Raw genomic sequence first — 24,691 nt, forward strand, 5'->3', positions numbered from 1 at the left:
CTTATGGCAACGGGGGTCGATTTATTTCGTCAGTTTGCCGACGTAACGGCGAATCAGGTGCAGCAGCGGCGCGCGGTCCTTGCCTAGCAAGCCGATGGATTCGACGAAGACCTCGATGCCCAACAGCACGAAAATGGTCAGGAACACGGTGGCCCACAGCGAACTCAACGGGAACAATAGTGCAATCAGCGAGAAGATCAGCGAAATGCCATAAATGACCAGCACGGTTTGCCGATGGGTCAGGCCCATTTGCATCAACCGGTGAAACAGGTGGTGCTTGTCGGCCTGGCTGATCGGTTTTTTATTCAGCACGCGGCGAATAATTGCGTAGGTCGTGTCGGTAATCGGCACGCCGAGAATCATGATTGGGATGATGAGCGTGATGAACGTGACGTTTTTCAAGCCTTGCAGCGACAAGACGCTGAGCATGAAGCCGATGTACAGCGCCCCGGTGTCGCCGAGAAACAGCTTGGCCGGGTGAAAATTATACGGCAGGAAGCCCATCAGTGCGGCGGCCAAGACGAAGACCATAATCGGCGTGCCGACTTCGGCCACCGACAGGAAGAAAAAGCCGATGGTGCCCATGGTCATCAGCGAAATGATCGAGACGCCGGTGGCTAAGCCATCGAGGCCGTCCAGCAGGTTGATGGCGTTGGTAATAGCCAGAATCCAAATGATTGTGACGGGGAAGCTCCACCAGCCCAGCTCAATGTGCCAGCTGCCGATGTTGATGTCGTTCATCCGCGTGCCCACCAGGAAGTACACGATCAAGGCTGCGATGAAAATGCCCAGCATTTTTTGCCGCGGCGTGAGCTCCTTAATGTCATCGATCATCCCGGTGAGAATGATGACGGCCTGCGCCAGAAACAACGAGAACAGCAGGTGCGTGTTGAACTGCGGGCGCAACAGTACGAACGTGGAAAAGTTAAAGGCGAAGAAAATGGCCAAGCCGCCCATCGTTGGCATCGGAATCTTATTGACGCGCCGGGCGTTGGGCTGATCGACCGCCCCGAGGATAAACGCTAAGCGGCGCACGAACGGCGTCAACACCGCGGCGAGCACCACGGTGACAAATAAGCTCACCATAATCTTAAACATCGGCATCAGCGCTTCCTCCCAGTCCTGCCTATTATACAAATCTAGCCTAGGCGGGGCAAACTGGAATGTCTTTGGGGTGGTAGCGGTGGGCGAACGCAAGCCGACGCCGAGCACTTAGAGATGCAAACACCCCTGTCTTCCAAAGTACGGGAGACCGCTCATGGCAGCGGCGGGCGAACGTGAGCTGATGCCGAGCACTTAGCTACGCAAACACCCCTGTCTTCCAAAGTACAGAAGTATCTCGCGGCAGCGGCGGGCGAAATCAGCCTGAGGCCGAGTGCCTAGCGACGCTAAGAGGCCCTGTCTCCCAAAGAACGGGAGACAGGGCCTCTTAGCTAGGCTACGCATCGGCCTCAAATCGGCTGATTTCGCCCTTGGTTTTACTTTGCATACTCGACAGTTCGCTTTTCGCGGATGACGGTTACTTTGATATGCCCTGGATATTCGAGTTCTTTCTCGATGCGGTTGCGCACGTCCCGGGCTAACACAACTGATTGCTCGTCGTTAAGCTGGTCCGGCTTAACGATGACGCGGATCTCACGGCCCGCCTGGATGGCGAAGCTGTGATCAACGCCCTTGAAGCTGTTGGCGATGGCCTCAAGCTTCTCTAGGCGGTGCAAATAGTTCTCAAGCGATTCCGACCGTGCCCCAGGCCGGGCAGCGGAAATCGCGTCGGCGGCCGCGACCAGCACAGAAATGACGCTGGTCGGGGCCGTGTCGCCATGGTGGGACGCAATCGCGTTGACCACCGTGGCCGGTTCCTTGTATTTTGTTGCCAGCTCGACGCCGATTTCGACGTGAGAGCCGTCAACTTCGTGGTCGAGCGCCTTGCCAATGTCATGTAACAACCCGGCACGCTTGGCCATGGTGACGTCTTCGCCGAGCTCTGCGGCCATGACGCCGGTGAGCTTGGCCACTTGAATCGAGTGATCCAAGACGTTTTGGCCGTAACTCGTGCGGAAGTGAAGCCGCCCAAGTACTTTGATCAAGTCGGGGTGCATGCTGTGGATGCCCACGTCGAAAATCGCTTGTTCGCCAATTTCACGAATGCGGTCATCGACTTCCTTGCGGGCCTTTTCCACCATTTCTTCGATGCGGGCCGGATGGATGCGGCCGTCTTGAATCAGCTTTTCCAACGCGATGCGCGCAATTTCGCGGCGAATCGGGTCGAAGCCGCTGAGCACGACGGCTTGCGGCGTGTCATCGATGATCAAATCGATGCCGGTCAGGGTTTCTAAGGTGCGAATGTTGCGCCCTTCCCGCCCGATGATGCGACCCTTCATGTCGTCGTTCGGCAGGGTCACCACCGTCACCGTGGTTTCGGCGACAATATCGGAGGCGGAACGTTGAATGGCGTCGGCAATTAACGACTTGGCCTGCCGGTCAGCCGTTTCCTTGGCCGTTTCTTCGCTTTCTTTAATCAACATCGCTCGTTCGTGCGCGAGCTCCGTCTTCGTTTCGGTTAAAATTTCTGTTTTTGCCTGGTTCTTGGTCAGTCCTGCGATCCGTTCAAGTTCAGTTTGCTGAGAATCAATCAGCGTCTGGATGGAGGCTTCACGCTCATCCAGTTGGTCTTGTTTTTGGTTGAGATTGCGGTCTCGGTCCGCTAAGCTTTGCTCCTTGCGATCCAGGGTGTCATCCCGGTGATCAAGGCTCTCCTCGCGTTGGACCACGCGATGCTCAGACTGTTGGACCTCTGCCCGTCGTTCCTTTAGTTCTGCTTCCACTTGGGCCCGATACCGGTGTGATTCGTCCTTGGCTTCGACGATTGCGGCCTTTTTCTCAGCTGCCGCATCTTTTTTTGCCTGGGCGATAATGGCCGCGGCAGAATCTTTCGCTTCTGCCACTCGGGATTCATGGAGCCGCTTTTGGATCAAACTCCCAATCAAGCCGCCGACCGCTAAAGCGATGACTGCGAGGATGATTGAGAGCAGAATCTCTGTACTCATGTTGCCACCTCCGCATCATGCTTAGTGATCTTCATTCACTGATGCTAGTTAGATTTTTAGTTGTACCATGGAACATACCAATTGTAGCGATTCGAAACTAGTGTGTCAATCGCACCCACCTCGTGCCAACAGACAAAAAACCACCGGCCAAAGCGCCCGGTGGTCCCATCATTATTTCTCTTCAGTGCCGCTCAACAAGTCAGTTTCTTCAGCCTTTTGTTCGGCTTCTTCCTTGGCTTCGACGTTCTCCTCAGTTGGCATGTCGTCCATACCATACGCGGTGCGAACCTTGGCCTTGATTTCGGCTTTAACGTCGGGATGCTCGTCGAGGTAGGCCTTGGCATTTTCCTTGCCTTGGCCAATGCGCTCGTCGCCGTAGCTATACCAGGAGCCCGCCTTGTTGACGATGTCCTTCTCGGCGGCCATGTCCAGAATCTCCCCGGTTTGAGAAATCCCGTGGCCGTACATGATGTCCACTTCGGCGACCTTGAATGGCGGTGCTACCTTGTTCTTCACGACCTTGATGCGGGTGTGATTCCCGATGACGTTAGTGCCATCCTTCAACTGCTCGGCGCGCCGCACTTCGAGGCGAATCGTGGCGTAAAACTTCAACGCCCGGCCGCCCGGCGTGGTTTCGGGGTTACCAAACATGACGCCGACTTTTTCCCGAATCTGGTTGATGAACAACGCAATCGTCTTGGTCTTGTTGATGGAACCGGACAGCTTGCGCAGCGCCTGGCTCATCAAACGTGCCTGCAAGCCGACGTGGGCATCGCCCATTTCGCCTTCGATTTCCGCCCGTGGCACCAACGCCGCCACGGAGTCGATGACGACGATGTCCACGGCCCCAGAAGTCACCAAGGCATCGGCAATTTCCAAGCCCTGCTCACCGGTATCCGGCTGGGACAGCAGCAAGTCGTCGATGTTGACGCCTAGCGCAGAGGCATACTTAGGATCCATCGCGTTTTCGGCGTCGATGTAGGCCGCGGTGCCGCCTTGCTTTTGGACCTCGGCTACGGCATGCAACGCAATGGTCGTCTTACCACTGGATTCTGGGCCGTAAATCTCGATGATCCGGCCGCGCGGAAAACCACCGACCCCTAAGGCATCGTCGAGCGCCAGCGACCCGGTGGAAATGGTGGAAATGCGGGTATCCACCTTGTCGCCCATGCGCATGATTGAGCCCTTACCAAAGTTTTTCTCGATTTTCTTTAAGGCGTCAGCGAGCGCTTTTTGCCGCTCGTCAGCCACTTTTTTATCATCCTTAGTTGCCAATTCGGTTCCTCCTTTAGCCGCGGGAATCATCTCGCGTAACGGGCTGACCCGTTTCCTACTGAGTCCAGTTTACCGGTCGCCGGCGCGAAAGGCAAGCAAAAATCGAACAAACGTTCCTATTTCTGCAGCGCCTGAATGACGGCGAATAACCCGGCCTTCACCGCCCGCCCGCGCACCGAGTTGCGGGTGCCGGCGAAGTGATATTCTTGCGCCGTCACGCCTTGCGCAGTGGCCACGCCGATCCACACCGTGCCGGCGGGTTGGCCCTCGTTGGGACCGGGGCCCGCGACACCGGTAAGGGATACGGCAATGTCGGCCCCGACTTGGCGCAAGGCGCCTTTCGCCATCGCCTTGGCCGTGTATTCGGACACTGCCCCATGCGCGTCGATGGTCGCCTTATCCAGGCCCAACATGCTGGCCTTGGTGGCGTTACTATAGGTGACAAAACCGCCCTTGAACCACTCAGACACGCCGGCCACGTCGCCCAGCGCCCCTTGCAAGGCGCCGGCGGTGAGGCTTTCGGCGGCGGTGAGCTGCCACTGCCGGTCGGCCAAGCCGCGCACCACCGTTTGCGCCAGGCTGTTGTCGTCGCCGTCCCCATAACAATATGGGGCCAGCCGCGTCAATAATTCCTGGGCAATCGGCGCAATCAAGGCATCCGCCTCGGCGTCGCTGGCGGCCTTGGCGGTCACCCGCACGGTCACCTCAAAGTCCTTGATGTACGGCGCGACGGTGGGATTGGTTTGGCCATCGATCAAGTCGGCAATCTGGGTCACCAAGGCGGATTCGCCAATACCAAAAAAGCGCAGCACCCGCGAGCGCAGCACGGCGTGGCCGCCGGCAAGCTTGGCCAACGCCGGCAACAGCTCGTCGCGCACCATCGGCTCAAACTCGCGCGGCGGCCCTGGCAGCAGGACAAAATGTTGGGGGCCGCGACTCGCGATGGCCCCCACCGCCAAGCCAACATGGTTGGTCAGCGGTTGCGCACCAAACGGCAGCTTGGCTTGTACCCAGTTATTCGGCGTCATCGCGTGGCCGCTTTGCTTGGCGTAGCGGCGCAGGTTCTCATGGGCGGGAAAATTCACCACCAGCGGCACGTGTAAATAGGCCGCCAGTGTCTGCTTGGTCAGATCATCCTTGGTCGGCCCCAGCCCGCCAATCAGCACCACCAAGTCGGCGCGGTGTGCGGCCAAGTCGATGGCCGCCGTTAGCCGCTCGGGATTATCCCCGACAACTTGTTGGTGCAACGAATCGATGCCAAGCGTCGCCAAGGCCCTGGCGACGACGCTGGCATTCGTGTTGGTGATTTGGCCGAGAAGAATCTCGGTGCCCACCGCAATAATTTCTGCCTTCAAATTTGCCCTCCAGTCATAAACTACGCAACCGTACCGCTTAACCCCGTGTCGCTAGAACAAACGCGTGCCCATCCGGATCGACGAAGGAAAACGCCTGGGTGTCGCCACTTTCATTGATGTCACCGGCGCCAGGCAGCTCGCCGTGCAGCTGCGTGAACGTCGCCGCGGCGCAGAAAAACATCAGCGCCGGGGCGGTGTCGGCGAGCTTGGTCGCCTCATCCGGCAGAAACGACTTGGGCATCAACGCCAGCTCGGCGCCGCCGGTCAGCTGCAGCACGAAGGACTTCTCCGTGTCGGATAGCGGCACCTGATCGACAAGCTTGGCGGCAAAGTAAAACTGCCAAAAGCTCAACGCCCGCCACACATCCTGACAGTAAAGCACGGAACGCATTGTTGTAATCATTTCAGCCTCCACCAGATTTTTACGCCATTATATCACGACTACCCAGCCGACAAAAAAAGGAGTCTGACCTGCGTCATCCTCCCAAGTATCTACTCGACTATTCCAGCAGTGTTACGCTCCGAAAGGCCGGATTCGAACAGCTAGCTACGCCAGTCGAATCCAAACCCGCCGTTCTGCGCAGCGCACCTTACTTGCCAAACGAATCGGCGAAGACGCCGCGGTTCTTGTAGAAGTATTCAATACCTGAATACAGCGTGAAGAACACGGCCAGGTAAAACAGAATCTGGCCAAACGGGACGTGAATCGCCGCGAAGCCAAGGTTGTTGAGCATCAAGAAAATAATGGCAAACATCTGCGTCGCCGTCTTGATCTTGCCGGGCCAAGCTGCCGCGAGGACCTCGCCGCCGTTTGCCAGCAACAGGCGCAGGCCGGTTACCGCCAGCTCCCGCCACAAGATGATGGCCACACCCCACGCCGGAATCGTGCCACGCGCGGCGAGGAAGATGAACGCGGTCATCACCAGCAGCTTGTCGGCCAGCGGATCGGCGAACTTACCGTAGTTGGTGACCAGGTGATTGTGGCGCGCGATTTTGCCATCGGCGAGGTCGGTCAACGAGGCGCAAATGAAGATAATCACGGCAATCAACCAGCTCAGCGCAATCTTCGTCCCCAGGATCGTGACGCTGCCGGCTGGCCAGTTTAGCGCCAACAGCAACGTGAACACCGGGATCAGAATCATGCGAATAGTGGTGAGCTTGTTAGGTAAATTCACGACTTCCCCTACTTTCTAGTCTGCGGCACTCACGGTGAAGGTGATGGTGCGCACGACACTGGTGCCATTACTGATGTCGACGGTTTTGCCGTTGAGCTTCAAGCCGGTGGCCTTGGCGTTACCGGAGCGCACCTGAAAACTGGTGGTGCCGCTAGGAATGGTCACGTCATGGGAACTGCCGGCGGCCAGCGACGCCTGCCACGTGGTTTGGTTGTCGATCACCACCGCTACCCAGGCGGCGGCAGTCGTCGCCGACACGGACAGCTTGCTGGCGGTTTTCGGCATGTTGCTGACGGTGACGGCTTGCGTGTTGCCGGTGGCCGCGGCGGCCTTGATGGTCAACTCAGCTTTTTTGCTCGAGCTGGACTTGGCTGCGGCACTGCTGGACGACTTGGCTGAGGACTTCTTGCGCGTGGTCGACAGCGTCACCTTGGAGCTGTCATCAGGAATCGCCTGCTTGGCTTCATCGTGGGACTTGACGATGGTGATGTAATACACGCCAAACACGATGAGGATGCCCAGCAGCAAGAGGCCGAGTTGCGGCAGTCGGCGCCGCAGTTGGTTGGCAGGTGAATGCTCGGCTTGGCGCCTAGCGCGGGTCTGGTTTTGGACGGAGGCCTGCACGTATTCTTCGGGCTGCGGATCGGGAATGTCTTGTTGAAACTGGTTCAACAAGGCGTCGCTGTCGATGCCGACGGTTTCGGCGTACTGCTTGATGAAGGCGCGCACGTAAAAATCACCTGGCAGCTGGTCGAAATTACCTTCCTCGATCGCAATCAGATAGCGTTTTTGAATTTTGGTGATTTGCTGCAAATCATCAAGGGTGTAGCCTTTTTCGATGCGGGCAGCCCGCAATTTTTGACCGATTTCGTCCATTTGTTTGCTTCACCTGCCAGGTTAGATTGACTGTTTTCAGTATAGCATACCGCCGCTTGCGATGAATTAATAAATGATTCGATTTGTCATAATTCTGAAATCTTAACAAACGCGGCCCAGCCCCGTTTCACCCCGATTATTGCAAAAACGTTACATCCCCGATTTTCCGTAACTAGCCCCAGATTCGCCGCGGCGAATCAGCGCAACCACCCTCCTGTCACGTACAGCGTCTGCCCGGTCAGATAACTGGCGGCGGGCGCGACTAACATGCTCACATAATAACTGACATCGGCTGGCGTCGCAAATCTGGCGGCAGGAATCTCCGCCTGCACCGCCGATAGCGCCGAAGCATCAAACATTTTTTCATTCATCTGCGTCGCCACGGCACCAGGCGCCACGACGTTCACCGTGATGCCTAGGCTGGCCACTTCTTTGGCGTAGGCCGCAACAAACGCCGACTGCGCCCCTTTCACCGTCGAATACGCGACTTCCATCGCGCTGCCGGCACCGCCATACACGGAGCCGATGAACACGATGCGCCCGTGTCCAGACGCTGCGAGCTTGGCCTCCAGCTGCGCGAGCAACAACATCGGCGTCAGCAGGTGAACCTGCATCAACGTCGTCAGCGCCGCTTCGGTGGTGTCATGAAACAATTGATACGTCGTGCCGCCGGCGGCTACCACCACCGCGTCGACGCTGAACAATTGGCTGCACAGGTCATCCAGCCGCTCCGGGTGGGTCAGGTCAAACGCCACCGGCAAAAAGTCCTGCTTCGGATAGGCCGTGGCCAGTTCACTTTGCAGCGCCGTCACGCGGCTTTCATGGGCGTGGTAATGCAGGTACAGCGACCAGCCGGATTCGGCCAGCCGCCGCGCAATTGCCGTGCCGATGTCGCCGGACGCGCCGAGAATTAATGCACTAGGCATGTTCCGCCTCCTCAGGCAAGACCGTCAGCGTGGTGCAGGCCGCCGGGTCAAACCACCGTGCCGCGGCGGCTTGCACCGCCGCCAGCGTCGTGTCTTGCAGCAATTGCCCATAATCAAACCAGTTCACCTGGCTAAAGCTTTGCGCGCTGATCTGGCTAGCCACGCTTTCCACGGCGTTCAAGCCCATAGCGTACTTGCCAATGGCCGCCTGCTTAATGCGGGCAAAGCGCTCTGGCGTGAGCTGCGCTTGGTCGGCGCCGGCGGCAATCACCGCCTGCACGGCTTGTGCCAAGCCGGCCGGATCGCTGGTGTCGCCGCCGATGGTCAGATAATTGGCCGGGCGTTGCACCGAATAGTCGTAGTCAAACGAATCGTCTAACAGTCCTTGATCATAGGCCTGCTGGAACCAGGCGCCGGAATCACCGAACAGCATCTCCAACAAGAGTTGCGTGGCAATTTGAAACCGCGTGCCGGCTAGGTCGTTGGCTAGCGGGGTCTGCCCGCGCACGCCGAGCACCCACTTGGGACGTACGACGGCGGCGTGCAACGTGCGCGCCGGGGCCACCGGCGCGACTTGAAAATCATCCAGCCGTTGCGGCAACTCCTGGGCAAACTGCGGCTTGGCGGCTTGATTCTCCGCCACCAAGGCCAGGATCTCCGCCGGGTCGACCGGCCCCACCACGGTCAGCGTGCAGTTGCTTGGCTGATAAAAAGTGTCATAGGCGCGGTACAACAACTCCGGGGTGATGTCGGCAATCGAGGCCAGCGTGCCGGTGACGTCTTGGGCAATTGGCTCGCCGGGGTACAGCTGGTTCAACAACCCGTTGTACAACAACCAGCCCGGGTCGTCTTGATACATCTGAATTTCCTGGCCGATAATGCCTTTTTCTTTGGCCACGGTTTTAGCGGAAAAATACGGGGACTGCACGAAATCCAGTAGCGTCGCCAGGTTCTCCTTGACCGCCCGCGGCGTGGAAAACAGGTACGCGGTGCGGTTCGTGCTAGTGAAGGCATTGGCGTCTGCGCCGGTCGCGCCGAACAAGTCGAAAGCATCGTGGTCTTCTTTTTCAAACAGCTTGTGCTCGAGAAAATGGGCGATGCCGGCCGGGTCGCTGGCCGCCGCGCCGGTGATGTCGCGGTAGTGGGTGTCCACCGAGCCGTAATCCACGGCCAGCTGTGCAAACGTCTCGTGAAACGCCGGGCGCGGCACGATGTTCACGCGCAGGCCGTTGTCCATCGTCTCTTGCACCAGGGTCTCCCCTAACGCCGCATAATGCGTTGTGGTCATTGTGACTCCTTTCCCGCCAGCAGGTATTGCGCCTGCAAGGTCATGCCTTGCGCCGCCGCCATCACCGCGGCGCGATCCACGGCGCCAATGGCTTGGGCGTAGCTGTCATAGTCGGCGGGCACGCCCGGCACCAGGCTGCGCAGCAAGGCTTGCCGCGCCAAGAAGCGCGGCGAGTCGTAGGCCATCAGCCGACTGGTCAACATGCCTTGCTTGACGTTGGCCAACAAGTCGGCGCTAAATTCGCCGGTTTGCACCAGGCGCAGCTGCTCAGCAATCAGCGCCGCCACCCGCGGCGCCGTGGCGGTATCGATGCCGGTTTGGACCATCATGAAGTGGCGTAAGGGATCTAGCACGCTGCTGGCGTAATACGCGAGGCTCGCTTTTTCCCGCACGTTGGTAAACAACAGCGACAGCGGCGAGCCGCCAAACAAGGCCGAAGCGACGCTGGCCGCGTAAAACTGCGGGCCATAGATGTCGGTGTCGACGTGGTAGCCAAGATTCAGCTTGGCCTGCACCACCGGCGCTTCATCGCGCTTGGCCGCCACCGACTCGCTCACCGGCCGGTCGACGCTGACGGTGAGCGAATCAGCAGAGCGGGCGGCAAAGCCCAGCCCGGCGGCCAACTCGCGCACCGCCGCGGGGTCGACTGGGCCCAACACGGTGATCAGGATCTGGTCTTGCGTGATGATTTGGTGATACGCGGCCAGCACCTGCGCCGGCGTCACCGCCGCCATCGCAGTGGCCGTGCCAAAACTCGGCACCGCCTGCTTCGGCTCGGCGGCAAAATACAGCGCCTGCAGCGCTAGGCCGGCCTGCGTTTGGCGGTCCTCAGCCAGGCTGGCCAGGTACTGCACCAAATTTTCGCGTTCACGGGCAAACGTCGCGGCATCGAATTGCCCCTGCGGCAACAACGGGTGCAGCAGCGTCGACTGCAGAAAGGCAAAGGCCTGACGCAACAAATCCGTGCCGGCGACGCGGTCGGCCACGACGCTCAGCGTGGCCGTGAGGCGGTGCACCTGGCCGTCTTTGTTCACGCCGATGCCAAAATCGGCGCCGTACATGCGCTCCAATTCGGCGGACAGGGCCGCCTGCGTGGGAAATTCGGCGCTACTGGTTTCCAAGAGACTGGTCAGCAGCGTGCGGGCGCTGATCGTCGCCGGGTCCAGCGGCGCCATGAAGTGCACCGAGATGCGCGTGGTTTTGAATTGATCGGTGGGCAATACGCTAAGGCGCACGCCCGGTTGCAAAGTATCTGGCATGAGGGTCCTTTCCTATACATCAAAATGGCGGCTGGTCGTTGGTTGGGGCCTGGTCGGGGTCGCCGTAGACTTCGCGCGGCTTGGAGCCGGAGCTGGGGCCAACGATGTGGTGCTGCTCGAGGTCATCGATCAGGCGCGCAGCGCGGTTATAGCCGATGCGGAAGCGCCGTTGCAGGCTCGAGGTCGAGGCCGTTTTTTGTTGGAGCACGAAGGCCTTGGCGTCGTCATATAATTCGTCTTCCGAATCGCCGCCGGCTGTGGTTTCCGGCACGTCACTTGGGGCCATGTCCGGTTCGTAGGCCGGCGCGACTTGTTCGGTGATGGCGGCCACCACCGCCTCGACGTCGCTGGACGGAATGAACGCACCTTGCACCCGCAGCGGCTTGCTGGCGTCCATCGGCTGGGACAGCATATCGCCGCGGCCCAGCAGCCGCTCGGCGCCGTTGGTATCGAGGATTGTGCGCGAATCGACGCCGCTAGAAACAGCAAAGGCGATGCGCGACGGAATGTTGGCCTTGATCAAGCCGGTGATGACGTCGACACTCGGGCGCTGGGTGGCAATGATGATGTGAATCCCGGCCGCCCGGGCCATTTGCGCCAGGCGCACGATGGCCGTTTCGACTTCGGCGCCGGCGACCATCATCAAGTCGGCCAACTCGTCGACGATGACGACGATGTACGGCATTTTCTCCATCGCCGGATCGTCCTTGCTGGCTGCTTGCGCCTTGCGGTTATACTCGCCCATGTTGCGGACGCCGGCGGCAGAAAAGCGCTCGTAGCGCCGGTTCATTTCGTCGATCACCTTGTTCAAGGCCGACGGGGCTTTCTTAGCCTCGGTGACCACCGGCGTCAACAGGTGCGGCACGCCGTTATACACGGACAGCTCGACGCGCTTGGGGTCGATGAGCATCAGGCGGACCTCGGTGGGCTTGGTGGTCATTAAAATACTGGTGATAATCACGTTGATCATCACGGACTTCCCACTCCCAGTGGCACCGGCAATCAACAGATGCGGCATCTTGGTTAAATCAAACGTGACAACGTTGCCGTTGACGTCCTTACCTAGCGGCAGCACCAGCGGCTTATCCGGGTGCTTCGGTGTGTGCATCAAGACATCGCGGTAGCCGACGGTGGCCACATGCGCATTCGGCACTTCAATCCCGATCAAGGACTTGCCGGGAATCGGCGCTTCGATCCGGATATCCTTGGCGGCCAAGGCCAACGCCAAGTCGTCGGCGAGGTTGACAATTTTGGACACCTTGACGCCGGTGGCCGGTTGAATCTCGTATTGCGTGATCGACGGGCCGAGGGTGGCGGCCTTCACCGTCACGTCGACGCCAAAACTAGCCATGGTGTCCTTGAGCTTGCCGCGATTGCGCTTGATTGCGTTGTACTCACTCGTCTGATCCACCGCCGCCGGGGCACTGAGCAGCGCCATGTCGGGCAGCTGATAATCCGCTTCGGGAGTGCCCAGTGCCATTTCTGGGCCGTCATCCGTCGCGGTTGAATCGGCCGGTTCCTCACTCGTGCTGGGGGCACTGCTCGAACTTGGTTGCGGTGCGGGTTGCGGCGCCGGCTGCGGTGGCGCCGAGGCGTCTTCGTCGACGCTGGGCGCGTTAATCGTAAAGTCGTCGGGCTCGGGGTCGCTCGCCGCGACTGGTTGCGGTTTGGCCGCAGGCTCAGGTTTCGTCGACTCGGCTGGTTTGGCGGCGGTACGGGTTTGGCGATTGGCGCGCGCGGTGGCGACGGCGTCTTGCACGCGGCCACTGGCGCTGGCGAGGCCAGCGCCAATTTGCTTGCACACGGCAAAAATCTGCGCCGGGCGGACGTCAAAGATAATCAACACCCCCACCAGCATCAACACGGCGCAAACAAACACGGCACCGCCGCGGCTCAGCAGCGGGCCTAAGCCGGCGTATAAGATGCCGCCGAGCCCGCCGCCACCGACATCGCTGGTGGTGGTCATCAAGGCAAAATCGTTCTTCAACAAGGCGCTGGTGTGCTGAAAATACGCCGAGTGCCAGTCGTTTTGCGCCATGGTGTTGGCGGTCAAGATCGGCAATAGCGCCACGTAGGTCAACGCCGCGCCCCACAACACCCGCGGGCGCAGGTGTGGCAGGCTGCCGCTAAACACGAGCCACACGCCAAACAGCGTAAACACCGCCGCGCCGAACAGGTAGGTGTTGCCCACCAGCAGGCGGAAGCAATTGGCCAACAACGTCCCCACCAGCCCCAGGCGGCCCAGCGCAAAGACGCCGACCACGGCAAAGACGACGCCGAGCCAATTCAGGGTCAGGTCGGTTTTCTTGCGCGTGGACGGCCGCTTGGTCGTCGGTTTTCGAGTGGTTTTACGTCGTTGTTGAGCCATGGTTTCCTCCAAGATCAGGTGTTACTTCAATTTATCATGCGGGTACGTGTGCGTGGTTTCCAATCCGGCGAAGCGCTGCTGACGCAGGGCCTCATACACCACCAAGGCGGCGCAATTGGAGAGGTTCAACGCCCGCACCTTGTCGGTCATCGGAATGCGCAGCGCCTTTTCGGGGTTGGCGCGCATGAACGGCTCCGGCAGGCCGGTGGTTTCCTTGCCGAACAGGAAGTAGTGGTCGACGTCGGTGGCCGACAAATCGCGGTCGCTATAGGTCTCATCGGCAAACTTGGTGATCAGGTACAAGTAGCGCTGGTCGGGCACGGTGGCCAAGAAGTCTTCCAGCGAGTCGTGGTAGACGATGTTGACGCTAGCCCAGTAATCCAGCCCGGCGCGACGCAGGTGCTTGTCGTCCACCTCAAACCCCAGCGGCCGAATCAGGTGCAGCACGCTATTGGTGGCCGCGGCGGTGCGGGCGATATTGCCAGTGTTAGCCGGAATCAACGGTTCAAACAACACGATATGGTTGGTCAAAATCATGCCTACTTTCCTATTAATCAATCTTGTTCTATTTAACCACACTCTGCCGCTTGGTGCGCAGCCGGGTTCAGTTTCGAGCCGGCAATGGCCATAAAAAAAACGCATCACCTCGGTGTCTAGCACGGCGAGACGATACGTTAGTGAGTCCTTCTATCGCTAACTTTTATCAATTTCCCAAAAGCAAGCCCTGATAAAAGCCAGAAATAAAAAAGCTTAAAAGTAATTTAACACCCGAACGCGGGCTTTGCAACCCCCTAACGAACGGTTTTTGCCTCGAGCAAAAGCCTGATTTTTCGCGGGTTCAGCCCCGGTCCGGTTCTGTTGTCAAACCATGAACACGTGTCTACACATTGGTCGCCAATAATTCCACCGCGACGTGAATGGCCGCCGGCGGGTTGGCGATCAGCGCCGCGCGGTTAGCCGCCGGCGCCTGCCAAGATAACGGCGTCATCGTCACCACGTCGGCAAAGCTCGTGGCGTTCACCGGCCAGTCATAGGTGATCGGCGTCACGCTGGCGGCGGGGTAATGCGCCAAGAAGCGCGCCTTGACGTCGGCATTGGAGTAACTAGCCTTGGCCGTGCCGGCGTACAACCCTTCGCGCAACTCGCGCAGGTAGCCGCCGGTGGGCACGATTTTGAGCACGCGGCCGCCTGGTTTTAACACCCGGTCGAACTCGGCATACGCCCCTGGCGAAAACAAATCGGTGATGACGTCAAACCGGTGCGCGACAAAGGGCAGGTGTGCCAAGTCGGCGACGCAAAATGCCGCGCTCGTGGTCAACCCGCCAGCCAGCTGAATCGCCGGGGCGGAAATATCAAACCCCACGGCCGCCGCCACGCTGTTGCTCAACATTGCCGTCGGGGTGCCTTCCCCGCAGCCGATATCTAACAGGCTGTCGCTGGTGCGCAACTGCGCGGCAATGGCCTGTAAAAACGGGGTGAACAAGCCCGCCTGCAGCACCCGCCGGCGCGCGGCCAGCATTTCGCTGGTGTATTCGGTGGCCACGGGCTTCGCCAGAAAGTTCACCGTGCCTTTTTTCGCCAGGTCGTAGCGGTGGCCGTTTTCGCACAGCAGGCTGGTGCCGCTGACGGCCAGCGGCGCCGCGCACACCGGACAGGCGTACAGTGGCGAGTGCGCCGCCAGCCACGCCGCCTTGGTTTCAATTTTACGCATTCTGTCGTCCTTCCATTGACGTCCCGGCTCAATTCGGTAGACTAAAGAAAACGAATCGGAGGACGCCATGCTCGCAATCTACAAGTTCGATGATAATGCTGGGGCGCTGCGGACACAAACCAAAATTACGGCGGATGTCTGGATCAACGCCGTCAACCCCACGCCTGACGAATTGAATCTGTTGCAAACCAAGGCGCGGGTCCCGGAAGCCTTCCTGCTCTATGGCTTGGACCCAGACGAAGGGGCGCGCTACGAATACGACGAAGACGCCGACACCCACCTGTTGATTTTTGACATGCCCGTCGTCGCGCAAGACGCCAAGGGCCGCGTCAATTACTCGACGGTGCCGCTGGCCATCATCCTCACCACCACGGCGATCATCACCATCGACGCCGCCGCCCAGCCGCTGTTGGCCAAGTTCGCCGAGAATCAAGTGGCCAACTTCAACCCGGCGCACCGGCAAACCGCGGCGCTGCAGCTGATGTACCAAGTCACCGTGGCCTACCTCGCCTACCTGCGCGACATCAACAAGATTCGCGAGGCCACCGACGTCAAGCTGCAAAACAACTTGAAAAACGAAGAACTTTACGCCTTGATGCAGATGCAGCGCGGCTTGGTGTACTTCGTCATGAGCCTCAAAACCGACCGCAACGTGCTCGACCAGCTCAAGCGCAGCAATCCCCTGCAGCTCAATGAGGACGATGCCGACCTGCTTGATGATATTATCATTGAAAATCAACAAGGCACGGAAATGGCGCAGATTTCCAGTTCCATTATTAACGAAACCGCCGACACCTATTCCAACATCATCAATAATAATATGAACGGCGTGATGAAGTTCCTCACCAGCTACTCCATCATCTTGACCATCCCCACGCTGGTGTTTTCGTTTTACGGCATGAATGTCGAGCTCCCGTGGGCGAACCTGCACGTCAGCTGGATCATCACCATCATCATTTCGCTAATCATCGGGGCGCTGTTGGCCCTGCAGTTCTGGCGGAACAAATACTTCTAATCTGATGCCCGGTTCGGTAACCTGCCGAATCGGGTTTTTCTTCGCGAATGATCGGGAATTGTGCGCTAGGCGGCCGAACTATGCCGATAAGTTGACAAAATCACGAACTTTATTCTGGAAGTCCGCTCGATGCGTTGACTTTTTCCGAACAATTCCGTATAGTAGCCGGTGGTGTTTCAGACGCCAACCATCGGCTAATTGTTCGGCTTTAACGAAAGGAAGACTGTCATGCAGATTTTTGATTACGAAGATATTCAGTTAATTCCGAATAAATGTATCGTGCGCTCCCGCGCCGAGGTGGACACCACCACCGAATTCGGCGGCCGCACCTTTAAGCTGCCGGTAGTGCCGGCAAACATGCAAACCATTATTGATGAACCCCTGGCCAAATGGTTGGCGCAGCACGATTATTTTTATATCATGCACCGCTTCAACCCGGAGCGGCGGCTGGCCTTCGTCAAGGAGATGCACCAGGCCGGCTTGTTCGCCTCGATTTCCGTCGGGGTCAAGGACAGCGAGTTCGCCTTGATTGAACAACTCGCCAGCGCCGACTTGGTGCCGGAATACATCACCATTGACATCGCCCACGGCCACGCGCAAATCGTCATCGACATGATTCAGCACATCAAGCGCCTGTTGCCGGCGAGCTTCGTGATTGCCGGCAACGTTGGGACTCCCGAAGGCGTGCGCGAGCTGGAAAACGCCGGCGCCGACGCCACGAAAGTCGGTATCGGCCCGGGGAAGGTCTGCATCACTAAGCTGAAAACCGGCTTCGGCACCGGCGGCTGGCAGCTGGCGGCGTTGCGCTGGTGCGCCAAGGCGGCCCGCAAGCCCATCATCACCGATGGCGGCATTCGCAACAACGGCGACATCGCCAAGTCCCTGCGCTTTGGCGCCACGATGTGCATGATTGGCTCGCTGTTTGCCGGCCACGAAGAAACGCCCGGCCGCCACGTCACCGTCGACGGCCAGGAGTATCAGGAGTACTACGGCTCGGCCTCCGAATACCAAAAGGGCCAGCACAAAAACGTTGAAGGCAAGAAGATTCTCCTGCCGATCAAAGGCAAGATTGCCGACACCCTCAACGAGATGCACGAAGACCTGCAGTCGGCCGTCTCCTATGCCGGCGGCCGCGACCTCGCCGCCTTGACCAAGGTCGATTACGTCATCGTTAAGAATTCGATTTTTAACGGCGACCAGTACTAGCCATGCGTCGTTCACTGTGTTAAAGTAAGTGGTGAATGTTTGAATGCTCACAGCACCCACTTTGGGGAAAGGAGCACCATGGCGAAGAAATCAAAAATCGCAAAAGCACAGAAAATGGCCGCCACCGTCGCGAAGTATGCGGCGGTGCGCGCGGAATACAAGGCTAGCGGCAACTATGCCGCCTTGCAAACCTTGCCGCGTAACGCCAGCCCGGTTCGTCTGCATCACCGCGACGAACTCGATGGTCGGCCGCACGCTTACATGCGCAAGTTCCACCTGTCTCGCTTGAACTTCCGGCGGCTGGCCCATAAAGGTCAGATTCCCGGCGTCCGCAAGGCTTCGTGGTAACATAAAAACTCGTTCCGGCTAAGCTGGAGCGAGTTTTTGTATCCGGCATACGCGAAAGAAACACCAGCTTGCATCGTGATTGCATTCGAGTTATATTAGTGATAGCAAATGAGTTAAGGCGGCAACGAGAATGTATGAGATTGATCTATACGAAGACAGCGACGGCTACTGCGAAATTCTGGAATTTTTTCACGACTTAGATCAAAGTAACGAAAAATCCAAAAAAGTCTTGCTTGGTAAAATTACTCATCAGCTGGATCTTCTCCAATTATTAGGACCCACACTGCATGAGCCTCAAGCTAAATATTTAAAAGGCTATCGCCACCCGCTATTTGAACTACGACCAATTCCCGAGCGAATATTCTATGCTGCTTGGACGGATGGGCGATATGTCCTACTGTCACACTATACCAAGAAGCAAAACGCGACGGATTCACGCCAAGTCGAGCGGGCACTCAGGCTGCTTGACGACTGGTTAACTCGAAAGGAGCGCTCAAAATGACAACTTGGAACGAATACAAAAACACCATGACATCCTTTACGCCGGAAGAATTGTCAGTAATGGATACATTAACTTATTTGCAAGCTGAAAGGATCCGCCGAGGGATTTCTCAGCGGGAATTTGCAGATAAGATCGGCATGAAGCAACCTCAACTCGCTAAGCTCGAGCGGATGGACGCTATGCCAACTCTTAGCACGTTAACCCGCTATGCTGCCGGGCTCGGATTACATTTAAAATTGAAGGTTACTGCTTAATCAATGCTGTGATAGACAGCAGATTTCAGGCTCTCCCGTCATGGTTGTTTGCCGCAGGCTCGATTCAGCCGGCGACGCAGCCAGCCGCGATGAATAAGACGCGATCGGCCATGGCGACCGAGGCCAACCGGCGCGTGATGAACAAAACGGTTTGTGTGCGCTCAGCTTCGAGAACCGGTCATGCAAGTCGTGTTCGATGGCCGCCGTGGGTTCGTCTAATAGCACGCGAGACCCCAGCCGCGCAACCACTCAAAAACAACCCGCTACGATCATGTGAAAAAGATCGTAGCGGGTTGTTTGCACTAGCCTAAAGTTAGCAAAATACTGAAGCGGTAATCTAGTTTAATGCGGTTGCGTACTGTTGGTCGGGTGTGCTTGATGCTGATCTTAGTCTAACCAACACGCGTCAGTAGCTACTTATCTTTGGCACTTCGCACTTTCTTTCGTTGGTCCCATAAGTAATTCCCAATCAAGTAGACCGGAGCGACTAAGAGCAGGAGTGGGAATGACGATGTGACTGAGTGGATGAAGTTCTCGCCATTAAAGATTAACGTCGTGGTGGCATAGGAGATGGCCATCCCCGTAGCCACAACAATATCAATTAGCAAGTATACTAAAATACGTTTGATGAGCATCATTGAGAAACGCTCCTTTCTAAATGACGGTAGTTTAGGAAGGCACTTAGCTGCGTCCATCCAAGCGTGACTGCTCGGCCCCCAGGAAGAATGCGTGTGCCAGCTTCTTGATGATCAATTGCGCGCTTCAAGAGTTTTTGCCATTTCGTCAATCTCATCGAAGATTGGCTTATCGCCATGCTACGCGCGTAGAACGTTTCAGTCAATTTTCTTTAGAGTATCGTCCGCGTTCACGGTCGCTGCGTTACTGTAAAGAACTGCCATTTCAGCAGCTAACTGGTCAAAAAACTCGTTCAGGCAAAGCCCAAACGAGTTCAGTAAGCGATCATCTATTCTTCCGGATTGCAATACATCAAGTGGCTGCCGACATGCACCTTGGGCATCACGGCTGGCGCCAAATACAGCGCGCTTTCTAGCGCGTCATGCTCGGGCACCGGCTGGAAGACCAGGGTCACATGGCCCAGCGTCTGCAGGTTCTTGGTGGCCAGGTCGCCGACGTGGGTCACGTGGTAGACTTGATCGTCGATTTGGACCTTGGTGCCGCGCTCTGGTACCAGTTGTTGCTGAGTCGCTGTGCCGTCGAAGCACTGAATCAAGGCGACGTCGCGCAACACCGGCGTGGCGTCTTTGCCGAATAAGATTAAGATTGGTTCTGCAGGTTCGTACGCGTCTTGGCCGATGGCGGCCACCGTCGCTTTCACTACCATTGCTGTCCCCCCAGTAATTATTACCAGAATCATAACACCGATAAAACTGGGGAAAACGAAACCATGCTATACTGAAGGTAAAATTTTGCTGGGAGGCACTCCATGATTGAAAAATTTCTGATTGGCGGCTACACCAAACGCGGCGGCGCCGGGATTTACGCGGCCAGCTTCGACCCGGACACGGCCACGGTCACGACGCCGCAGCCGTATATTACCAGCCTCGGCAGTCCCACCTACCTGGCGGTGGCCGGTGGCAAAACGCTGTACGCCGTCACGGCCGGCGACGGCGTGGGCGGCGTCACCAGTTTTGCCTTAGGTGCGCAACCCAAGCAACTCAACCAGCTGTTGCAGCCCGGCACTAGCCCCGCGCACATCAGCGTGGATGAACCCCGCCAGCTTGTCTTTGCCGGCAACTATCACGAAGGTCGCGTGGATGTGTACGCCATCAACGCCGATGGCAGCCTCACCCACACCGACACGGTGCAGCACCACGGTAGCGGCCCGCGCCCGGAACAAGATAGCGCGCATGTGCATTTCACCACCGTCGCGCCGGATGGTCGGCTGGCCGTGGTGGATCTTGGCAACGACACCGTCACGACGTATGCCGTGAGCGCCGGCGGCCAGCTCAGCGACGAGCGCACCTTGACCCTGCCCGCCGGCTACGGCCCGCGGCATCTCGTGTTCCACCACCGCCTGCCAATCGCCTACCTGCTGGGCGAACTGTCCAGTCAGGTCAGCGTGTTAAATTATGCAGACGGCACCTTCACCTTGGGCCAAACCTGGTCGACGATTCCGGCAGACTGGCACGCCTTCAACGGCGCGGCCGCGATTCGCCTGAGCGCCGACGACGGCTTCTTGTACACGTCAAACCGCGGGCACAATAGTTTGACGGTATATGCCGTCGCCACTACCGGCACGAGCTTGACCCAGGTGCAACAAATCAGCACCGCCGGCGATTTCCCCCGCGACTTTGACCTCGACCCCAGCCAAGGCTTCGTGCTGGCGGTGAACCAAAAGTCCGATAACGCGACGTTGTACAAGCGCGCCAGCGACACCGGGTTATTGACGCCGCTGGTGCAGGATATCCCCGCCCCAGAAGCCACCAACGTGTGCTTTTACTAATTTACTTGTAAGGCCAACTGCGCCACTGGTAATCCGGTGGCGCGTTTTTTATAATGGACTGGCATCTAAGGAGGCGTCATGTTAGAAATTATCAAAGCCGTGATCATCGGCATCGTTGAGGGGCTGACCGAGTTTCTACCGGTTAGTTCCACCGGCCACATCGACCTCGTGAATAGCGTCATTCACCTGCATGAAAGCGCGAATTTCACGGCGATGTTCACCTATGTCATCCAACTCGGCGCCATTTTCGCCGTGATCCTGTTGTACTTCAACAAGCTTAACCCCTTGGACCCGCGCAAAACCAAGCCCGAGCGGCGCTCAATCTGGGTGCTGTGGAGCAAGGTGATCGTCGCGGTCATCCCCAGCGTCATCATCGGCTTGCCGCTGAACGACTGGATGGACACGCACCTGCACAAGCCTTTGGTCGTCGCCAGCATGCTGATTCTCTACGGCATCTTGTTCATCGTCATCGAAAACCTGTACCGCCACCGCCAGCCACGCATCACCAACCTCGCCGAAATCGGCTTCAACACCGCGCTGTTCATCGGCTTGTTTCAGGCCCTGTCCATCGTGCCCGGCACCAGCCGCTCCGGCGCCACGATTCTCGGCGCCATCATCCTGGGTACCAGCCGGTACGTGGCCACCGAGTTCTCGTTTTTCCTGGCGATTCCGACGATGTTCGGCGTGTCTATTTTAAAAATCGGCAAGTTCTTACTCACCGGCGGTAGCTTCACCGGGCAGGAATGGGCCGTGCTGCTCACGGGGACGCTGGTGTCGTTTGTCGTCGCCTGGGCCACCATCAAGTGGCTGTTACACTTCGTCCAAGGCCACGACTTCAAGCCGTTCGGGTGGTACCGCATCGCCTTGGGGCTCGTCGTCATACTCGTCTTGTTTTTATAGGAGGATACCATGTTAAAAGAAGTGGCACTGGAAAACTTTACCGATTTGCCGGCGACCTTGGCCGCCGGGGTACACCGCGTTGAGCTCAACGACAACTTAGCCGTGGGCGGCACCACGGTGTCTAAAGGTGTCATGGCGGAGGCCACCGCCTACGCCCACGACCACGACGCCAGCGTGGTGGCGATGATTCGCCCGCGCGGCGGCGACTTCGTCTATCACGATCTCGAGTTGAAGATTATGGAGGCAGACTTATTCGAGGCGCAGGCGCAAGGCGTCGACGCCGTGGCCTTCGGGGTGCTCACCGCAAGCGGCGCGCTGGATGAAGACGCGATGGAAAACCTGATTGCCGCAGCCGGCGGCATGACCGTGGTGATGCACATGGCCTTTGATGCCATCCCGGATTCAGCGCAGCCGGCCGCCATTGACTGGCTGGCCGCCCATGGCGTCAGCCGCATTCTCACCCACGGCGGCCCGCTGAGCCAGCCGATTGCCGAGACCCTGCCGCACTTGCAGGAACTCGTCGCGGCGGCCGCGGGCAAGCTGGAGATTCTGCCCGGCGGCGGCATCACCGCTGCCAACGCCGCGCCAATCGCCGAACAGCTCGGCGTGCCGGCGGTGCATGGCACGCACTTGCTGTAAACTGAAAACGTCGGGTTGCGATGATGGTCGCAACCCGACGTTTTTGCGTGGCAGGAATTCAGCTCGTTAATGGCCAGTGATAAATGCGGTAAAGGTCACATAACTCACGTGGTGAATGGTGTAGTAAAGCGCTAGCTGATAGATTGCCACAACATTATATTTGGCGGTAAGTTTGGCTTGCGGGAACAAATCACGTAGCGTGACTTGATAATTTCCACCGGCCCCTTTCGCCAGGGAATAGTGTTTGGTCACGGATTGCGAGCGGTGATCATACACTTTAGCAATCACCTCCAGCTTCGGCCGCCCCGTCGGCGTGACTCGCTGCCCGTGAGCAGTAAAGCGAAATTTAAGTGTTTGCGCCTGACCGTGGAACTCGAGCAGTGGGCCTTCACCATTCAGCTGCACCACCGATTGGGCAATCTGCTGTTGTTGTCTGGCCGACTTCTTCGCGATTGTTTGCTGGCGATACGTGCGAAGCAGCGGCACCCGCCGGTCATTGGGAATGGCGTAAGCCACCTCCACAGGCGACGAATTGCTGTTGCGCAGATGGAAATAGTAGCCAATGCCCCCCGCCACTACCAGTACCACCAGCAGCCCGATGCTGAGTAGCTTAACCCATTTACGCATCTGTCACTTCCTCCTGTCTGATTGTGATGGCGACTATCTTGTTGCATCAGCCAACAAGCGGCGCCAGCCTGAGGTGATTCATTCAGCAGTTATGTATGCAAACGCTATCATGGCATATTCTTGTCTAGCCGTCAATCAATCCGCCTTCGTTGGCAACAGTTCGATGATGATCATTGCAGTGCTCACCAACCCGGTAACGACAGAGGAAACAGCCGAATTATTCGAGAAGATCAGCACGCTGGCGATACCGATTAGCACTAATGCGACATACACCATCCAGCTCACGCCTGCATCACGAAATCTGCGGATGGTTAATGCAAGCGAAGGTAACAACAGGATAATCATCACGACCAAGAGAATGATTAAAGCCACGACTGAGCCCCCGAGCAGGTCTGAGAGCCCACTACCCTTGGCGAAGTGCCCACTGTTGATGACTTTAAGCACATGCTGCACGACAATGGCCCCAGCCGAAAATAACAGAATCACGAGAAACACGGTTTCAAACAGCGTGGTCCACCAGAATTCTCGGCGATTACTTTTGCCAGTGAAATTAACATAATTCGCAAAGAACGCCTTAATTGTCCGTAACCCGCCCACGCCGTAATAATGATTATGATTTTGCTGATTTAAGTCATCCTCTAAATGAGCCATGAGCATCCTCCCTGTGCGTTGATTGCGCACACCAACCTTAACTTTTCCCTACTGTTCCGCCACACTCATGCGGCGCATCCCCAACGCAATCAAGCCAAAGATCACGGCAAAGGCCACTGCCGCCGCACCGACAATTAAGTACGGGTTCGCCTGCGCGGCGGGCAACGTCTGCGTCAAGGAACCGCTGGCGAGGTGCCGGGTCAGCACGGCGGCCGCGCTACGTGACGGGGCGATGAGCCGGCCAACCGGGAACCAGGCCAACGCAAAGGCGACGATGATCCCGCACAGCGTCAAGACGGCGGCCACTCGGTTCACCCGCTGCAGCCACACGTTCACCAATAGCCCAACGCCGCCGCATATCGCAAACGCCAAGACGATGAACACCGCGTTGGCCAGTGCCGCCATCGCTCAAGCTGAGCCCGCGTAACCGAGCTCCTTGATGAACAACACCGGCGTGCCGAAGAGGCTCATGGTCAGCCAGTCGAAGGCCAAGCCGACCACGCCAAAGCACAGCCAAGTAGTCAACTGTAGCCAAAATTGTTGCCAACGTGGCAGGCCAAATTGCATGGCCAGTCGCAGCCATTTGGTCGTCAGCACCATCCCGGCAAGGTAGGCAAACAACGCTAGCGGCACGATCATCGTGTTGCCAAAGGGTTGATTCCAGTCCGGCTTGGCGCCAATCATGGCATTTAACGCCAGGATGCCCAGGAGGCTGATACCCAGCATCGCCACGGCGAACACCAGAAACGGCTTCAGCAGCTCAAGCAGCTGCATTTTCAACATGACGCGTGATTTCATCAGCGGG

General features: G+C 57.9%; 26 protein-coding genes. 8 read left to right on the forward strand and 18 right to left on the reverse strand.

Annotation, left to right across the window (positions count from 1 at the left end; translation table 11 throughout):
- Nucleotides 1-21: 21 nt before the first annotated feature.
- The 13 genes from FD02_RS05590 to FD02_RS05650 form a co-directional block, all read right to left on the reverse strand.
- Nucleotides 22-1,098, reverse strand: a complete 1,077-nt coding sequence (locus tag FD02_RS05590) for a glycosyltransferase family 4 protein (RefSeq protein ID WP_056951166.1) — start codon at nt 1,096-1,098, stop codon at nt 22-24.
- 380 nt (nt 1,099-1,478) lie between these two features.
- A complete protein-coding gene (rny, locus tag FD02_RS05595; RefSeq protein WP_054723541.1) occupies nt 1,479-3,047 on the reverse strand; it encodes a ribonuclease Y in 1,569 nt (522 codons plus the stop codon).
- Between the two features lie 171 nt (nt 3,048-3,218).
- Nucleotides 3,219-4,298: a recombinase RecA gene (gene recA / locus FD02_RS05600; protein WP_054723540.1), complete on the reverse strand. Its 1,080-nt coding sequence runs from the start codon at nt 4,296-4,298 to the stop codon at nt 3,219-3,221.
- Between the two features lie 140 nt (nt 4,299-4,438).
- Nucleotides 4,439-5,677 (reverse strand): competence/damage-inducible protein A, encoded by a 1,239-nt coding sequence (locus FD02_RS05605; RefSeq protein WP_056951078.1) that lies wholly within the window; start codon nt 5,675-5,677, stop codon nt 4,439-4,441.
- Between the two features lie 37 nt (nt 5,678-5,714).
- Nucleotides 5,715-6,080, reverse strand: coding sequence for a VOC family protein (locus FD02_RS05610; RefSeq protein WP_054723124.1), 366 nt, complete (start codon nt 6,078-6,080; stop codon nt 5,715-5,717).
- 187 nt (nt 6,081-6,267) lie between these two features.
- The gene (pgsA, locus tag FD02_RS05615) at nt 6,268-6,852 is read right to left on the reverse strand and encodes a CDP-diacylglycerol--glycerol-3-phosphate 3-phosphatidyltransferase (RefSeq protein WP_054723125.1); all 585 of its coding nucleotides are present in this window, start codon (nt 6,850-6,852) and stop codon (nt 6,268-6,270) included.
- Nucleotides 6,853-6,867: 15 nt separating this feature from the next.
- On the reverse strand, nt 6,868-7,728 hold the full coding sequence (locus tag FD02_RS05620; protein ID WP_056951080.1) for a helix-turn-helix domain-containing protein: 861 nt from the start codon (nt 7,726-7,728) through the stop codon (nt 6,868-6,870).
- Between the two features lie 197 nt (nt 7,729-7,925).
- A complete protein-coding gene (gene ymfI / locus FD02_RS05625) occupies nt 7,926-8,654 on the reverse strand; it encodes an elongation factor P 5-aminopentanone reductase (protein WP_056951083.1) in 729 nt (242 codons plus the stop codon).
- The gene (gene yfmH, locus FD02_RS05630) at nt 8,647-9,942 is read right to left on the reverse strand and encodes an EF-P 5-aminopentanol modification-associated protein YfmH (protein WP_056951085.1); all 1,296 of its coding nucleotides are present in this window, start codon (nt 9,940-9,942) and stop codon (nt 8,647-8,649) included. The genes ymfI and yfmH overlap by 8 nt, the downstream gene beginning before the upstream one ends.
- Nucleotides 9,939-11,201 (reverse strand): EF-P 5-aminopentanol modification-associated protein YfmF, encoded by a 1,263-nt coding sequence (gene yfmF, locus FD02_RS05635; protein WP_056951087.1) that lies wholly within the window; start codon nt 11,199-11,201, stop codon nt 9,939-9,941. The genes yfmH and yfmF overlap by 4 nt, the downstream gene beginning before the upstream one ends.
- Before the next feature lie 19 nt (nt 11,202-11,220).
- Nucleotides 11,221-13,569 (reverse strand): DNA translocase FtsK, encoded by a 2,349-nt coding sequence (locus FD02_RS05640; RefSeq protein WP_056951089.1) that lies wholly within the window; start codon nt 13,567-13,569, stop codon nt 11,221-11,223.
- Nucleotides 13,570-13,590: 21 nt separating this feature from the next.
- Entirely contained in the window at nt 13,591-14,100 is a 510-nt protein-coding gene (gene trmL / locus FD02_RS05645) for a tRNA (uridine(34)/cytosine(34)/5-carboxymethylaminomethyluridine(34)-2'-O)-methyltransferase TrmL (protein ID WP_056951168.1), read from the reverse strand.
- A gap of 349 nt (nt 14,101-14,449) precedes the next feature.
- Nucleotides 14,450-15,280, reverse strand: a complete 831-nt coding sequence (locus FD02_RS05650; RefSeq protein WP_056951091.1) for a methyltransferase domain-containing protein — start codon at nt 15,278-15,280, stop codon at nt 14,450-14,452.
- A 67-nt stretch (nt 15,281-15,347) separates the two neighbouring features.
- On the opposite strand from FD02_RS05650, the gene FD02_RS05655 reads away from it, so the two are divergent.
- The 5 genes from FD02_RS05655 (at nt 15,348) to FD02_RS05675 (ending at nt 18,605) form a co-directional block, all read left to right on the forward strand.
- Entirely contained in the window at nt 15,348-16,295 is a 948-nt protein-coding gene (locus tag FD02_RS05655; RefSeq protein WP_054723126.1) for a magnesium transporter CorA family protein, read from the forward strand.
- Nucleotides 16,296-16,523: 228 nt separating this feature from the next.
- On the forward strand, nt 16,524-17,501 hold the full coding sequence (locus FD02_RS05660) for a GMP reductase (RefSeq protein WP_054723127.1): 978 nt from the start codon (nt 16,524-16,526) through the stop codon (nt 17,499-17,501).
- A 78-nt stretch (nt 17,502-17,579) separates the two neighbouring features.
- Nucleotides 17,580-17,849: a 30S ribosomal protein S14 gene (gene rpsN, locus FD02_RS05665; protein ID WP_054723128.1), complete on the forward strand. Its 270-nt coding sequence runs from the start codon at nt 17,580-17,582 to the stop codon at nt 17,847-17,849.
- A 130-nt stretch (nt 17,850-17,979) separates the two neighbouring features.
- Complete coding sequence (locus tag FD02_RS05670; RefSeq protein WP_056951093.1) at nt 17,980-18,351, forward strand: type II toxin-antitoxin system RelE/ParE family toxin; 372 nt, start codon at nt 17,980-17,982, stop codon at nt 18,349-18,351.
- Entirely contained in the window at nt 18,348-18,605 is a 258-nt protein-coding gene (locus FD02_RS05675) for a helix-turn-helix domain-containing protein (protein WP_056951094.1), read from the forward strand. Before FD02_RS05670 ends, FD02_RS05675 begins: the two co-directional genes overlap by 4 nt.
- 964 nt (nt 18,606-19,569) lie before the next feature.
- Here FD02_RS05675 and FD02_RS05685 read toward each other — a convergent pair.
- Nucleotides 19,570-19,947: a PTS glucitol/sorbitol transporter subunit IIA gene (locus FD02_RS05685; RefSeq protein WP_056951096.1), complete on the reverse strand. Its 378-nt coding sequence runs from the start codon at nt 19,945-19,947 to the stop codon at nt 19,570-19,572.
- A gap of 102 nt (nt 19,948-20,049) precedes the next feature.
- On the opposite strand from FD02_RS05685, the gene FD02_RS05690 reads away from it, so the two are divergent.
- From FD02_RS05690 to FD02_RS05700, 3 genes are all read left to right on the forward strand, one after another.
- Nucleotides 20,050-21,069 carry a lactonase family protein gene (locus FD02_RS05690; RefSeq protein ID WP_056951098.1) on the forward strand — a complete coding sequence of 340 codons (1,020 nt, stop codon included), beginning with the start codon at nt 20,050-20,052 and terminating at the stop codon, nt 21,067-21,069.
- Nucleotides 21,070-21,147: 78 nt separating this feature from the next.
- Nucleotides 21,148-21,969, forward strand: a complete 822-nt coding sequence (locus tag FD02_RS05695) for an undecaprenyl-diphosphate phosphatase (protein WP_054723131.1) — start codon at nt 21,148-21,150, stop codon at nt 21,967-21,969.
- Nucleotides 21,970-21,978: 9 nt separating this feature from the next.
- Nucleotides 21,979-22,608 (forward strand): copper homeostasis protein CutC, encoded by a 630-nt coding sequence (locus FD02_RS05700; protein ID WP_054723132.1) that lies wholly within the window; start codon nt 21,979-21,981, stop codon nt 22,606-22,608.
- A gap of 66 nt (nt 22,609-22,674) precedes the next feature.
- Here FD02_RS05700 and FD02_RS05705 read toward each other — a convergent pair whose 3' ends face one another.
- The 4 genes from FD02_RS05705 to FD02_RS05720 all read right to left on the reverse strand — a co-directional run bounded on the left by FD02_RS05705 (nt 22,675) and on the right by FD02_RS05720 (nt 24,684).
- Nucleotides 22,675-23,235, reverse strand: coding sequence for a hypothetical protein (locus FD02_RS05705; protein ID WP_054723133.1), 561 nt, complete (start codon nt 23,233-23,235; stop codon nt 22,675-22,677).
- Nucleotides 23,236-23,370: 135 nt separating this feature from the next.
- Nucleotides 23,371-23,886 carry a DUF805 domain-containing protein gene (locus FD02_RS05710; RefSeq protein WP_056951100.1) on the reverse strand — a complete coding sequence of 172 codons (516 nt, stop codon included), beginning with the start codon at nt 23,884-23,886 and terminating at the stop codon, nt 23,371-23,373.
- A gap of 48 nt (nt 23,887-23,934) precedes the next feature.
- Complete coding sequence (locus FD02_RS05715) at nt 23,935-24,291, reverse strand: hypothetical protein (RefSeq protein WP_056951102.1); 357 nt, start codon at nt 24,289-24,291, stop codon at nt 23,935-23,937.
- A 3-nt stretch (nt 24,292-24,294) separates the two neighbouring features.
- Nucleotides 24,295-24,684: a hypothetical protein gene (locus FD02_RS05720; protein ID WP_056951104.1), complete on the reverse strand. Its 390-nt coding sequence runs from the start codon at nt 24,682-24,684 to the stop codon at nt 24,295-24,297.
- Nucleotides 24,685-24,691 lie beyond the last annotated feature (7 nt).

Origin of the sequence: Lacticaseibacillus nasuensis JCM 17158 (assembly GCF_001434705.1) — a bacterium.
Taxonomy (GTDB): domain Bacteria; phylum Bacillota; class Bacilli; order Lactobacillales; family Lactobacillaceae; genus Lacticaseibacillus; species Lacticaseibacillus nasuensis.